Source organism: Olleya sp. Hel_I_94 (genome assembly GCF_007827365.1).
GTDB lineage: Bacteria > Bacteroidota > Bacteroidia > Flavobacteriales > Flavobacteriaceae > Olleya.
This window is the reverse complement of record NZ_VISI01000002.1, coordinates 5,001-19,681: the sequence shown is the minus strand read 5'-3', so window position 1 is coordinate 19,681 and position 14,681 is coordinate 5,001. Positions and strand designations below refer to the sequence as shown.

The 14,681-nt window shown below is 31.8% G+C and carries 10 protein-coding genes (1 of these 10 only partly in view); all 10 read left to right on the top strand.

All coding sequences use genetic code 11. The features are described 5' to 3' along the window. Window positions 1-2: 2 nt before the first annotated feature. Window positions 3-1,082 carry a magnesium/cobalt transporter CorA gene (corA, locus tag JM82_RS03135; protein ID WP_145001148.1) on the top strand — a complete coding sequence of 360 codons (1,080 nt, stop codon included), beginning with the start codon at window positions 3-5 and terminating at the stop codon, window positions 1,080-1,082. Window positions 1,083-1,180: 98 nt separating this feature from the next. Continuing rightward, on the top strand, window positions 1,181-3,709 hold the full coding sequence (locus tag JM82_RS03130; RefSeq protein ID WP_145001146.1) for a PIG-L family deacetylase: 2,529 nt from the start codon (window positions 1,181-1,183) through the stop codon (window positions 3,707-3,709). Between the two features lie 111 nt (window positions 3,710-3,820). Further along, window positions 3,821-5,512 (top strand): sodium:solute symporter, encoded by a 1,692-nt coding sequence (locus tag JM82_RS03125; protein ID WP_145001144.1) that lies wholly within the window; start codon window positions 3,821-3,823, stop codon window positions 5,510-5,512. Between the two features lie 154 nt (window positions 5,513-5,666). Then, window positions 5,667-6,344 carry a tRNA (guanosine(37)-N1)-methyltransferase TrmD gene (gene trmD, locus JM82_RS03120; protein WP_145001141.1) on the top strand — a complete coding sequence of 226 codons (678 nt, stop codon included), beginning with the start codon at window positions 5,667-5,669 and terminating at the stop codon, window positions 6,342-6,344. A 157-nt stretch (window positions 6,345-6,501) separates the two neighbouring features. Then, the gene (gene rplS / locus JM82_RS03115; protein WP_145001139.1) at window positions 6,502-6,855 is read left to right on the top strand and encodes a 50S ribosomal protein L19; all 354 of its coding nucleotides are present in this window, start codon (window positions 6,502-6,504) and stop codon (window positions 6,853-6,855) included. Window positions 6,856-7,525: 670 nt separating this feature from the next. Then, window positions 7,526-8,098, top strand: coding sequence for a pentapeptide repeat-containing protein (locus tag JM82_RS03110; RefSeq protein ID WP_145001137.1), 573 nt, complete (start codon window positions 7,526-7,528; stop codon window positions 8,096-8,098). Window positions 8,099-8,252: 154 nt separating this feature from the next. Further along, window positions 8,253-10,478 carry an NADP-dependent isocitrate dehydrogenase gene (locus JM82_RS03105; protein ID WP_145001135.1) on the top strand — a complete coding sequence of 742 codons (2,226 nt, stop codon included), beginning with the start codon at window positions 8,253-8,255 and terminating at the stop codon, window positions 10,476-10,478. Window positions 10,479-10,681: 203 nt separating this feature from the next. Then, on the top strand, window positions 10,682-13,057 hold the full coding sequence (locus JM82_RS03100; RefSeq protein WP_145001132.1) for a TonB-dependent receptor: 2,376 nt from the start codon (window positions 10,682-10,684) through the stop codon (window positions 13,055-13,057). 6 nt (window positions 13,058-13,063) lie between these two features. Beyond that, window positions 13,064-13,876 carry a DUF4249 family protein gene (locus JM82_RS03095; RefSeq protein WP_145001130.1) on the top strand — a complete coding sequence of 271 codons (813 nt, stop codon included), beginning with the start codon at window positions 13,064-13,066 and terminating at the stop codon, window positions 13,874-13,876. Between the two features lie 105 nt (window positions 13,877-13,981). Then, window positions 13,982-14,681: the 5' portion of an N-acetylmuramic acid 6-phosphate etherase gene (gene murQ, locus JM82_RS03090; protein ID WP_145001128.1), read on the top strand. Its footprint extends 119 nt past the window's final position; the window shows 700 of its 819 coding nt (coding positions 1-700); the start codon lies at window positions 13,982-13,984; the stop codon falls past the right edge of the window.

Here is a 14,681-nt window from a genome sequence, read left to right as displayed (position 1 = left end):
TTATGGCTAAAAAAAGACAAAAAAAACGCACTCAAAATTACAAAAAGCACTTAGGACAAGTTCCTGGAGCTTTAGTTTATACTGGAAATAAAGAAGACAAAGTATTACATTTAAATGCTTTTGATTATAGCGAAGACAGTTATAAAGAGGCGGATTTAAATACCGTCGAGGAAGCCTTTAATTTTAAAGACTCTGAAACCGTAACGTGGTTTAATCTTAACGGACTTAATTTTATTGACCAAATTGAAAAAATTGGACAACATTACAAGCTTCACCCTTTAATTTTAGAAGACATTGTTAACACCTCACAGCGTCCTAAAATTGACGAGTATAAAGATTACTTTTTTATAGTCTTAAAAATGATGTATTACGATGCAGACGAAAAACTTGTCTCTGAACAAGTCAGTATTGTCATGGGTAAAAATTATGTATTGACTTTTCAAGAAGCAGAAGGCGATGTATTTGATAGTCTTAGAGATCGAATTAGACAAAAAAAAGGACGTGTACGCGAAGAAGGTTCAGACTATTTAATGTATGCCTTAATGGATGCAATTGTTGACCATTACTATGCTATTATAGAGATTATGGGTAACAAGATTGAAGACCTTGAGGACGATTTATTTACAGGCTTAACCCAAGAGCAAATTTCGCAACAAATACAAAATCTTAAGCGTGAAATTTTAAAACTACGACGTGCAATTTTTCCGCTTCGCGAAATAATAAATCGAATAGAAAAAAGTGACAACCCTTTAATTGAAGAAAAAACTACCCATTACTTTAGGGATGTTTACGACCATATTATTCAGGTGACTGAAAATATAGACATTTACCGAGAAATGATTTGGAGTTTAATGGACATGTACATGACAACCATTAGTAATAAAATGAATGAGGTCATGAAAGTACTAACTATTATTGCAACCATTTTTATTCCATTAACTTTTATTGCTGGAATCTATGGGATGAATTTTACTAACATGCCAGAACTACAGTATAAATATGGATATTACATTGTATGGATAGTCATGGTTGTTGTTTTAATAGGAATGCTTGTTTATTTTAAACGTAAAAAATGGCTGTAATTGGTAACTGTTAATTAAAGTTAAAGAAATCTAAAAATACTGCATTCCCTTAATGACTTGTTTATATTTGAAACAGTTTCAAATTTGAAAAAACAATCATGCAAAAATTATTGGCTTCGGTCCTATTTTTACTGTGCTATTCCTTTTCTACACAGGCTCAACAACCAGAAAAATTAAACGCTTCAGAAATTCATCAAGCAGTCAAAAAGCTTAACTTTTTAGGTTCAGTTTTATATCTAGCTGCACATCCAGATGACGAGAACACACGATTAATATCTTACATGTCTAACCATGTAAAAGCACGTACAGCCTACCTATCGCTAACTAGAGGTGATGGTGGACAAAATTTAATTGGACCAGAGCTTAGAGAACTTTTAGGTGTCATCCGTACGCAAGAGTTACTTGCTGCAAGACGCACAGATGGTGGCGAGCAACGTTTTACAAGAGCAAATGACTTTGGATACTCTAAACATCCAGACGAAACATTAGCTATTTGGAACAAAAACGAAGTCCTTAGTGATGTTGTTTTAGCTATCAGACAATTTAAACCAGATATTATAATAAACCGTTTTGACCACAGAAGTCCAGGTACAACTCATGGTCATCACACAAGTTCTGCTATGTTAAGCGTTGAAGCTTTTGATCTAGCTAACGATAAAAATGCATATCCAGATCAAGTTAAAAAATACGGAACATGGCAACCAAAACGTGAGTTTTTTAATACCTCTTGGTGGTTTTATGGCAGCGAAGAAAAATTTGAAGAAGCAGACAAAACCAATCTATTAAACTTTGATATTGGTGTTTATTATCCTGCTTTAGGTGTATCTAACAACGAAATTGCTGCACTTGCTAGTAGCCAACATTTATGTCAAGGTTTTGGTCGTTTATCCCAAAGAGGTAGTCAAACGGAATATATCGAATTAATAAAAGGCGATTTACCTAAAGACAAATCCAATATTTTTGATGGCATTAATACGACTTGGACAAGAGTAAAAGGTGGCGAAAAAATTGAAACTATTTTAAAAAATGTAGAATCTAATTTTAATTTTGAAAATCCTGCAGCACATTTAGATCAACTATTACAAGCTAGACAATTAATTTTAGCGATTGATAGCCCACAATGGAAAGATCAAAAAATTAAAGAAATTAATAAAATTATAGAAGCTTGTGCTGGTTTATATTTAGAAGCTTCAGCTAACACACCAACAGCGTCAACAGGTCAAATTATTGATATAGATATTGAAGCCTTAAACCGAAGCAATGCCACTATTAAATTAGACAGTTATACTATTTCAAACAATAACTCTGATAACTTTTACGGAAAATTATTAAAAGCAAATGATAAACAAGAGTTAAAAGAAAAAATAACAATTGCTAATACATTACAACCTACAGGACCATATTGGTTAAATCAAAAAGGGAGTTTAGGAATGTATAAAGTTGAAGACAAAAGTCTAATTGGTAAACCGGAAACACCACGTGCTATTACCATAGATTTTAATCTAAACATCAATGGATTTGCGTTTACGGTTACTAAAGATTTAGTATATCGTTACTCAAAACCTGATAAAGGTGAATTGTATAGACCATTTGAAATTATTCCTGAAGCTTCGGCAAAAATCAATCAAAAGGTTATCATTTTTGAAAATGACCAACAAAAAGAAATCCCTGTAACCGTTCAAGCGGGAAAAGATAATTTAGAAGGTTACATTACCATTGCCCATCCTAATGGTTGGTCTGTATTTCCAGAAAAGCAAAAAATAACTATAGCTAATAAAGGACAAGAACAAACTTTTATATTTACTATCATTCCGCCTAAAAACCAAAGCGAAGGTTTAATTAGTCCAATGGTTACCATTGGCGACAAGACTTACACCAAGGAATTAGTAGAAATTAACTACGAGCATATTCCGTTTCAAACGGTATTACTTCCTAGCGAAAGCAAAATAGTGCGATTAGATATTAAAAAACGTGGCGAAAACATAGCCTATATTGAAGGTGCAGGAGACGTGGTACCAGAAAGTTTAAAACAAATTGGCTACAACGTTATGATTTTACAACCAGAAGACATTACTCCAGAACGACTTAGTGCTTTTGATGCAGTTGTGGTTGGTATTAGAGCTTATAACATTGTCGAATCCCTAAAATTTAAACAAGATATTTTATTTAATTTTGTTGAAAAAGGAGGAAACATGATTGTGCAATACAACACCAATCGTGGTATCAAAGTAGATAATATTGCACCTTTTAATTTACAATTATCACGAGATAGAGTTACAGATGAAAATGCAGAAGTAACCTTATTAGCTCCAAACCACGAGTTACTTAATTTTCCTAACAAGATAACCACTAAAGATTTTGAAGGTTGGACGCAAGAACGTGGATTGTATTTTCCTGACCAATGGTCATCAGACTTCACTCCTATCCTATCCATGCATGATAAAGACGAAACTGCTAAAACAGGAAGTCTTTTAGTTGCCAAACATGGAAAAGGACACTATATATACACTGGATTAAGCTTTTTTAGAGAATTCCCTGTTGGTGTATCTGGTGCTTACAGATTATTTGCAAATATGCTAAGTATAGGAAAACAAGATATTACTAATGATAACGGATTAAAAAACTAAATCATGCAAGACCAACCTAAGTACCAATGGAAACCGTTATATACAATTCTTTTAGTTGCAAATGCGCTATATATTATTGCATTTTACTTAATAACTAAATTGTTTTAAATTATGCAAAGTTTAGATTGGATTGTCTTAATTGGAACATTGTTAACCATTGTTATTTACGGAACGTATCAAACCAGAGGTAGTAAAAACGTACAAGATTTTTTAAAAGGTGGAAGTACCAGCAAATGGTGGACCATAGGATTATCTGTAATGGCTACACAAGCTAGTGCTATAACTTTTTTAAGTACGCCTGGACAAGCATTTCATTCCGGAATGGGTTTTGTGCAGTTTTATTTTGGATTACCAATAGCCATGATTGTAATCTGCATGGTCTTTATACCATTATATCACAGACTTAAAGTATATACAGCTTACGAGTTTTTAGAAAACCGATTTGACCGTAAAACACGTACACTAACAGCAGTACTGTTTTTAATCCAACGTGGTCTAGCAGCAGGAATAACCATTTTTGCTCCTGCTATTATCTTATCTGCAGTTTTAGGATGGAACCTTCTTTTACTAAATATTATTATAGGTGTATTAGTTATAATCTACACGGTTTCGGGAGGTACAAAAGCAGTTAATGTGACTCAAAAACATCAAATGGTAGTCATTTTTACAGGAATGGTAATAGCTTTCATTTTAATATTAAACCAATTACCTGATGATATTACTTTTAAAAAAGCTCTAGATATTGCTGGAGCAAGCGGTAAAATGGAAGTGTTAGATTTTTCTTTCGATTTAAATAATAGATATACAGTTTGGAGTGGATTAATTGGTGGTACGTTTTTAATGCTATCGTATTTTGGTACTGACCAAAGTCAAGTGCAACGTTATTTGTCTGGTAAATCTGTAAAAGAAATGCGTTTAGGATTAATTTTTAACGGATTACTAAAAGTACCAATGCAGTTTTTTATTCTGCTAGTAGGTGTAATGGTATTTGTATTTTACCAGTTTAACGATGCTCCCATAAATTTTAATCCCACTGCAACAGAAGTTGTTTTAAATTCAAAATATGCAAATGAGTATGCTGCGTTGCAATTAGAGCAGAAAGAAATTTTTGATCTAAAAAAAGCAACCATTACTGAGTTTGCAAACGCTGATGGTAAAGTTAATCAAGACCTTATAGCTAGCTATAATGCCAAAAGCGACACAATAAGAGCGCAAGCTAGAGATTTGATTAAAAAAGCTGGAGAAGCTGAAGGTTTAAAAGTTGAAAGTAATGATAAGGATTATGTTTTTATACACTTTATACTTAATAATTTACCTAAAGGATTAATTGGATTATTATTAGCTGTTATTTTAAGTGCAGCCATGTCTAGTACAGCATCAGAGCTTAACGCTTTAGCTAGTACAACTACAATCGATTTGTATAAACATAGAGTTGGTCCAAAAACTGACCAAGAAATGGTTAAGGCCTCAAGAGGTTTTACATTACTTTGGGGAATCATGGCAATTGGTGTCGCTTGCGTCGCCAATCTAGCAGAAAACTTAATACAATTAGTAAATATTATTGGATCAATATTTTATGGTAACGTCCTTGGTATATTTTTATTAGCGTTTTTCTTTAAGCAAATTAAAGCTAATGCTGTTTTTGTAGCTGCTTTAATTACACAGGTTTTAGTTATTGGATTATTCTTTTTAAATGAATATGAAATAATTAATCTACCTTTTTTATGGTTAAACTTTGTAGGATGTGCAATAGTTATGGTCATTGCCTTTATTATTCAATCTCTATTAAAACGCCTGATATAAAAAGGACTTAATCTGTAATTAATAATCATAGTTTTTTCTTTGGAATTGTTTAATTACTAAAACTACAACCATAACAAAACAGCTTAATCATGTTATTCAAGCAAGATTTAAGTTAAAGAATTTCATCTATCTTTGCATTCAATAAAGCAAAACCATGAGAATTGATATTATAACTGTCCTACCAGAATTACTTAAAAGTCCATTTGAAGCTTCTATTTTAAAGCGTGCAATTGAGGCTAATTTGGTTGAAGTACATTTTCATAATTTAAGAGACTACACCACAGATAATTACAAGTCCATTGATGACACCCAATTTGGTGGTGGAGCTGGTATGGTCATGATGGTTGAACCTATAGACAAATGCATTTCTAAATTAAAAGAAGCGCGTAATTATGACGAGGTTATATACATGACGCCTGATGGCGAAACCTTAAACCAAAGCATAGCTAACCAAGTCTCTTTAAAAGAAAACATTATCATACTTTGTGGACATTATAAAGGTGTAGACCAACGCGTAAGAGATTTATTTATCACCAAAGAAATATCTATAGGAGACTATGTGCTTTCTGGAGGAGAATTAGGTGCAGCAGTATTATGTGATGCAGTAATTAGATTAATTCCTGGTGTTTTAGGTAATGAAACCTCTGCATTAACAGACAGTTTTCAGGATAATTTATTGGCTCCTCCAATCTATACTAAACCACGTAATTACAAAGGTCTTGAAGTCCCTGAAGTATTATTAAGTGGTCATGCAGCTAATATAGAAAGATGGAGAGAAGACCAAGCCTACCAACGTACTAAAGACAGACGACCAGATTTATTAGACAAATAGACAACATGTTTTACGTGTATCTAAAAAAACAGACAAACTTTTTACATTTTTACTTTCTGTTTTTTACTTTTTAACTATATTTGCACCCAATTTCGGATTAACCTCTGGCGAGATACGTGAATGTTACTCTGAATCAATCATTTAAAATTAAATAAAGATGGAATCTTTAATAAAATTTGTTCAAGACGAGTTTGTAACAACAAAGGACTTTCCTGAATTTTCAGCTGGAGACACAATTACTGTGTACTATGAAATTAGAGAAGGAGAAAAAGTACGTACTCAGTTTTTTAGAGGAGTAGTAATTCAAAAAAGAGGTAGCGGATCTTCTGAAACGTTTACAATTAGAAAAATGTCAGGAACTATTGGTGTAGAGCGTATCTTCCCAATTAACTTACCTGCATTACAAAAAGTTGAAATCAACAAAAAAGGTAAAGTACGTCGTGCTAGAATCTTTTACTTTAGAGGTCTTACTGGTAAGAAAGCTAGAATTAAAGAAGCAAGAAGAAAATAATTTCTTCAACCTTAGTTATATTAAAAAGCCTAACTTATTTAAGTTAGGCTTTTGTTGTTATTAACTTTTGTTAATAAGTGCGGTTCATAACTAGTTGATATCTAAAGTCTTATTTTCTTTAAAATCTAAAAGATATTTTTTAATTTAGTAAAACAATTAATAACAATAGCAATATTGGTTTCAATTAAATGTTGAATTTGATTTAGTTTTATTTGTTTTTTGAGGTTTTGAAAATTGCAGGTGTAGTCGTGCAACTTAAAAACCATGATACTTTATAATTTAAGTTTTGTTTGACAGGATTTAAAAAGTAAAGTTGAAAGTTTTAAGTAAAGTAACGTAGTGAAAGTAAAGTTACTTGAACAAAACAATGTTTATTGTATATGATTGATATTAAATTATTAATTAAAAGGTAAACATCAAGAAAAACAATTACTAAGTACATTTAGTAACAGGTCAATACATTTTGAAAGTTACTCTTATAATGTACTATTGATTTAATATTAGCTTGAACTGAAAAAATGTAAAACGAAAGTTTTGGATTGATCTAATGAAAATTAGATAAGTCAGCAAAATATTATCTCAAAAAAGCCATAGCAACAATAGTTAAGTCTATTATGTTATGGCTTTTGTTTTACTGTCAATTAAAGTATATTTACTGCAAATAGTAAAAATGAATATACCTTTTATAGCAGATAAAACTTATAGAAATAAAGACTTTACTTTAACAGAATTACCAAAAGCAGAATATGATAATTGCATGTTTATAAACTGTAATTTTAATGCTTGTTACTTATCCACTATTACATTTTTAGAATGTCAATTTATAGATTGTGACCTAAGTAATAGCAAAACATCAGACACAACCTTTAAAGATGTAGCTTTTGAAAACTGTAAGCTTTTAGGCGTTTTATTTAATGACTGTAACCAATTATTAATGTCTATGACTTTTAATAATTGTCAACTTAATTTTGCATCATTTTATAAAGTTAAATTAATTAATACAAAATTTACTAATTGTCAATTTGAAAAAACAGAATTTACAGAAGCTAATGTCTCAAAATCTGTTTTTGACAATTGTAACTTTAAATACGCTATCTTTTTTAATACTAACATAGAGCAAGCTAACTTTTTAACCTCTTACAACTACTCTATTCATCCTGAAAATAATAAAATTAAAGGCGCAAAATTTTCGAAAGACCAAATTCAGGGGTTATTAGATCACTATAAAATTCAGATTTCTTAAAATTTTATCTATATTTTATTAAATCCGCAATAAACTCACTCTCAATTTAGTTTCCAACTAAATGGGTTGTTAAGTAAACGTTTTCGTTTTAAAAAACCTCCTATTTTTTGTATCTTCGTGAAGCTTAAAATTAAACTAATACACATTTACATTTATGTCAAATTCACCAAAAATTATATATACCATTACAGATGAAGCACCAGCTTTAGCAACGCGTTCATTTTTACCAATCGTTCAAGCATTTACAGCCTCTTCTGGAATTGGATTAGAAACTAAAGACATATCATTAGCAGCACGTATTTTAGCAGTTTTTCCTGATTTTTTAACGGAAGATCAACGTGTCTCTGATGATTTAGCTTATTTAGGAGAATTAGCAAAAACTCCAGAAGCTAATATTATTAAATTACCAAACATTAGTGCTTCTGTACCACAACTTAAGGCTGCAATTAAAGAGCTGCAAGCTAAAGGTTTTGCTATACCTAATTACCCAGAAGAAGTAACTAATGATAAAGAAAAAGATGCTAAATTACGTTACGATAAAATTAAAGGTAGTGCTGTAAATCCAGTATTACGCGAAGGTAACTCTGATAGACGTGCACCAAAAGCTGTAAAAAATTACGCTAAGAAAAACCCACACTCAATGGGAGCTTGGTCAAAAGATTCAAAATCACATGTCGCAACTATGACTGAAGGTGATTTTGCACATAACGAAAAATCTGTAACATTAGATAATGCTACAACTATCAAAATTGTCCACACAGATGCATCTGGAAATGAAACCATTTTAAAAGATAACTTAGGATTATTAAAAGGTGAAATTATTGATGGAACTGTATTAAGTAAAAAAGCACTACTTACATTTTTAGAAGCACAAATTAAAGATGCTAAAGATAAAGGTGTATTGTTTTCTTTACACATGAAAGCAACAATGATGAAGGTCTCTGACCCAATTATTTTTGGTCATGCTGTTCGTGTATTTTTTAAAGACGTATTTGCTAAACACAGTGCTACTTTTGAAAAAATTGGTGTAGATGTTAATAATGGATTTGGAAACTTATTAAGTAACCTAAACGAATTACCAGAGTCAGAACGCAATGCTATATTAGCAGATATTGATGCTGCTTATAAAGCAAATCCTGCTTTAGCTATGGTAGATAGTGATAAAGGGATTACAAACTTACATGTACCAAGTGATGTTATTATAGATGCATCAATGCCAGCAATGATTAGAAATTCTGGTCAAATGTGGAATGCAGATGGTAAATCTCAAGACACTAAAGCAGTAATTCCTGATAGTAGTTATGCTGGAATTTACACAGCAACTATTGACTTTTGTAAAGAAAACGGAGCATTTGACCCAACAACAATGGGAACAGTACCAAACGTTGGATTAATGGCTCAAAAAGCTGAAGAATACGGATCACATGACAAAACTTTTGAAATTGATGCAGATGGTAAAGTAGAAGTTATTGATACTGACGGAAAAGTATTGATTTCTCACAACGTGGAAGCTGGAGACATTTGGAGAATGTGTCAAGTTAAAGATGCACCAATCCAAGACTGGGTTAAATTAGCGGTAACTCGTGCTAGAGCATCACAAACTCCTGCTGTTTTCTGGTTAGACGAAAATAGAGCACACGATGCGGAATTAATCAAAAAAGTAAATACATATTTAAAAGATCACGATACAGAAGGTTTAGAACTTCATATTTTATCTCCAATTAAAGCAACACAATTTACTTTAAAACGCGTAAAAGCTGGAGAAGATACAATCTCTGTTTCAGGAAATGTATTACGTGATTACTTAACAGATTTATTTCCTATTTTAGAATTAGGTACATCTGCAAAAATGTTGTCTATCGTACCATTAATGAATGGTGGAGGTTTATTTGAAACTGGTGCAGGAGGATCTGCTCCAAAACACGTACAACAATTTATTGAAGAAAATCACTTACGTTGGGATAGTTTAGGAGAATTTTTAGCTCTTGCAGTCTCTTTAGAGCATTTTAGCCAAGTTAATAATAATCCAAAAGCTAAAGTTTTAGGTGATGCACTAGATGATGCGACCGAGAAATTATTAGAAAACAAAAAAGGGCCTTCTAGAAAATCTGGTGAGATTGATAACAGAGGAAGCCACTTTTACTTAGCAATGTATTGGGCAGAAGCATTAGCAAACCAAGATAAAGATGCTACTTTAAAAGCACAATTTGCTCCAGTTGCTTTAGCCTTTAAGGCAGAAGAAAAAGTAATAGTATCAGCATTAAGCGATATTCAAGGTGTTGCTGTAGATATTGAAGGTTACTATTCGCCAAACGAAGAATTAACAGCTAAAGCAATGCGACCAATTCAATTATTTAATGACTTGCTTAAAAGCATCTAAATCATAACTTTAATTATATAAAAAAAGCTTCCAAATGGAAGCTTTTTTTATTTTGTCTAAAATCCGCATTCAAAATGTTACCTATATAACTTCTAAACTTCCAAACTTCAAAATACTACAAACTATATTTAAATAAAGTTTAACACCTTAAAACAGAATATGTAAAGTTGCTTTTAGTTATTTTTACTAATCAAAATCAACCAATGAATTATATAAAAAATGGTATATTATTCTTGCTTTTAATTAGTAGCACACTAATTTTTGCTCAAGAAAAATTTACGCTAAGCGGTAAAATAATAGAAAGTGCCAGTAACGAAACATTAATAAGTGTTAATGTAATAGTACCTGAATTAAATACTGGAGCAGTCACAAATGAATATGGCTTCTACTCCATCACACTCCCAAAAGGCACATACAAAGTTGTTGTTTCCTATTTAGGTTTTTCTGATATATCAGAAACGATAATATTAGATAAAAATATTACCAAAAATTTTAGCTTAGAAGAGTCTTTTGAAAACTTAGACGAAGTTATTATTACTGAAAACATAGAAAAGCTTAATATTAAAAAACCTCAAATGAGTGTTAACGCACTTAGTTCTGCTACCATTAAAGATATTCCGGTTGTTTTTGGAGAAGCAGACGTAATTAAAGCAATAACACTTCTACCAGGTGTTACTAATGCAGGAGAAGGATCTTCTGGTTTTAATGTACGTGGTGGAGCAGCAGATCAAAATCTTATTTTATTGGACGAGGCTACAGTATTTAACTCATCGCACTTATTTGGTTTCTTTTCTGTTTTTAATCCGGATGCCATCAAAGATATAAAATTATATAAAGGTGGAATTCCTGCACGTTATGGAGGACGCGTATCTTCAGTATTAGACATTTATCAAAAAGAAGGAAACAGTAAAACGTTTAAAATGAATGGAGGAATAGGAATTGTATCTAGCAGAATACTTGCTGAAGGTCCTATAAAAAAAGACAAAGGTTCATTTCTATTTGGTGGTCGTAGTAGTTATGCGCATTTATTTTTACCACTGTTTGATATAGATAACAAAGCATATTTTTACGATTTAAACACAAAATTAAGTTACGATTTAAACGACAATAACAGTATTTATCTTTCTGGTTATTTTGGACGAGATGTCTTTAGTATTACAGATAGTTTTGAAAACATTTATGGTAACACAGTAGTAAATTTTAGATGGAATCATTTATTCTCGGACAAGTTATTCTCAAACATGTCACTAATATATTCCGATTACTACTATGGTTTAAAACTAAATTTTGTCGAGTTTGATTGGAATTCAGGAATTCAAAACTTCAATTTTAAATACGATTTTAAACATTACGTTACTGATGGCTTTAAACTTCAATATGGTTTAAATAGTATCTACTATAAATTTAATCCAGGAGATATAAAACCATCTACACCAACTTCTGGAATAAATCCATTTAAATTAACAGATAAATATGCTTTTGAAAATGCAATTTATGTTGATGCCGAACATAAACTATCAGATAAGTTAAACTTAAGCTATGGTTTACGTTTAAGCTCTTTTTTACGATTAGGCCAAAATCAGTTAAATACGTATCAAAATGATCAAGCAATAGTATTTAATAATGATTTTCAAATCTATCAAAAAGCAACTCCTACAGGATCAGAAAGTTTTAGTAAAAGTGACGTTATAAAAAGTTTTGCAAACCTAGAGCCTAGAGCATCATTGGCTTACCAACTAAACGAAAATTCTTCTGTAAAAGCAAGCTATAATCGGATGTCACAATATTTACATTTATTATCTAATACATCCTCACCAACACCTTTAGATATTTGGACACCCAGTGGTAAATATGTAAAACCACAATTATTAGATCAAGTTGCTGTAGGCTATTTTAGAAGCTTTAATGACGATAGCTATAGTTTAGAAGTAGAAACATATTATAAAAAAATTGAAAACAGAATTGACTATATAGATGGTGCAGATTTAATTGCAAACGATGCTATAGAACAAATAATATTAAATGGAGACGCCAGAGCTTATGGACTAGAGGTGCTTTTAAGAAAAAATGAAGGACGTTTTAAAGGTTGGTTAGCTTATACACTATCAAAATCAGAGCAAAAAACACCAGGTCGCACACCAACCGAAACAGGAATAAACAATGGTAATTGGTATAGTACAGCTTATGACAAAACACATGATATATCTCTAACCACTAGCTATGACTGGAATAAAAAATGGAAATTAAATGCTAATTTTCTATTTCAAACAGGACAACCTACAACATATCCAAATGGTCAATATTCCTATAACGGTATAAATATACCAAGCTATAGCAGTCGTAATTCAGACAGATTGCCAGCATACCATCGTTTAGATTTATCAGCAAATTACACACCAAAACCAGATAAGACATCAGGATGGCAAAGTTATTGGGTATTTGGGCTTTACAATGTATATAATCGTCGTAATGCAGCATCAATAACATTTGGAGAAAACAGAATGACAGGTACAAATGAAGCAACCAGATTATCAATATTTGGACTAATCCCTTCTATATCCTACAATTTTAAATTTTAATAAAAAATGAAAAACGCACTATATATATTAATTGTATCTCTATTTTTTAGTTGTGAAGATGTTATAGATTTAAAAGTACCAACATCAGACCGCAAATTAGTAATCGAGGCATCGTTAAATTGGTTTGAAGATTCAGATGGCTCAGAGCAGCAAATAAAATTGACATTAACAGCTCCTTTTTTCGATAATCAAGTTCCTCCTGCTAATAACGCAACCGTATTTGTTGAAGACAGTAATAGTAATATTTTTACATTCTTGGAACAAGAAAATACAGGAATATACAAAACCAATTCATTCATTCCTGAACTAAACCAAGAATATACCCTAACAATTATATATGACGATCAAACATACATAGGTACAGAAGTATTGACAAGCGTAACTCCAATAGAATATATAGAACAAAATAACGAAGGTGGTTTTTCTGGCGAAGATATAGAACTTAAGGCCTTTTATACAGACCCTGCAAATATAGATAACTACTATTTTTTCGAATTCATATCAGACATACCACAAATTCCAGTGCTAGAAGTATATGACGATCAATTTACTGATGGTAATCAAATTTTCGCATTCTATTCCGAAGAAGATCTACAACAAACAGACATAGTTACCATAAATAATTATGGAGTATCCCAACAATTTTATCAATTTATGGATTTATTGCTTCAACAAACTTCTGATAATGGTGGCGGACCATTTCAAGCACAACCAGCAACCGTTAGAGGAAACTGTATAAACATTACAAATCCAGATAATTTTCCTTTAGGCTATTTCAGAGTTTCACAAGCGTATCAATTTACTTATATTGTACAATAATTTTTTGGCGTTACCACAAGGGTCGCGCTTTCGGCAGTCGCTCTCTGCGAGGAGCTCCAACAAATGCCTCAATCCCTAACGCAAACCAGTAGTACCATTTAGACTATGCAATTTACAAAAACAACAGAACAAGATTCCAATTACAATAATTTAGACAAAATGTCTATAAACAACCTATTAACAAACATAAATATAGAAGATCAAACTGTCCCAACAGCAGTCAAAAAAGCGATTCCTCAAATTCAAGCTTTAGTAGAACAAATCGTAATAAAAATGGAAAAAGGTGGCAGACTGTTTTATATTGGAGCAGGAACAAGTGGACGTCTAGGAGTTGTAGATGCATCAGAATGTCCTCCAACATTTGGAGTATCCTATGACGTAGTAATAGGTATTATCGCTGGTGGAGATAAAGCAATAAGAGAAGCAGTTGAGTTTGCAGAGGACTCTACAACCCAAGGATGGAAAGACCTAACAAAATACAATGTAACAGATAAAGATGTCGTAATTGGTATTGCTGCATCAGGTACAACACCATATGTAATATCAGCGCTTAATACATGTAATTTAGAAGGTATTACAACTGGATGTATAACATCAAATAAGCAATGTCCTTTAAGCTTAGCATCACAATTTCCAATTGAAGTAGTCGTAGGACCAGAATTTATAACGGGTAGTTCACGTATGAAAGCAGGTACAGCACAAAAACTAGTACTCAACATGATATCCACAACTACTATGATAAAACTTGGTAAGATAAAAGGAAACAAAATGGTAGACATGCAACTTAGTAATGATAAACTAGTGG

Excerpts from the sequence above, each read along its gene's own strand:
- corA (WP_145001148.1), top strand. The coding sequence starts at position 3 with ATGGCTAAAAAAAGACAAAAAAAACGCACTCAAAATTACAAAAAGCAC.
- JM82_RS03130 (WP_145001146.1), top strand. The coding sequence starts at position 1,181 with ATGCAAAAATTATTGGCTTCGGTCCTATTTTTACTGTGCTATTCCTTT.
- JM82_RS03125 (WP_145001144.1), top strand. The coding sequence starts at position 3,821 with ATGCAAAGTTTAGATTGGATTGTCTTAATTGGAACATTGTTAACCATT.
- trmD (WP_145001141.1), top strand. The coding sequence starts at position 5,667 with ATGAGAATTGATATTATAACTGTCCTACCAGAATTACTTAAAAGTCCA.
- rplS (WP_145001139.1), top strand. The coding sequence starts at position 6,502 with ATGGAATCTTTAATAAAATTTGTTCAAGACGAGTTTGTAACAACAAAG.
- JM82_RS03110 (WP_145001137.1), top strand. The coding sequence starts at position 7,526 with ATGAATATACCTTTTATAGCAGATAAAACTTATAGAAATAAAGACTTT.
- JM82_RS03105 (WP_145001135.1), top strand. The coding sequence starts at position 8,253 with ATGTCAAATTCACCAAAAATTATATATACCATTACAGATGAAGCACCA.
- JM82_RS03100 (WP_145001132.1), top strand. The coding sequence starts at position 10,682 with ATGAATTATATAAAAAATGGTATATTATTCTTGCTTTTAATTAGTAGC.
- JM82_RS03095 (WP_145001130.1), top strand. The coding sequence starts at position 13,064 with ATGAAAAACGCACTATATATATTAATTGTATCTCTATTTTTTAGTTGT.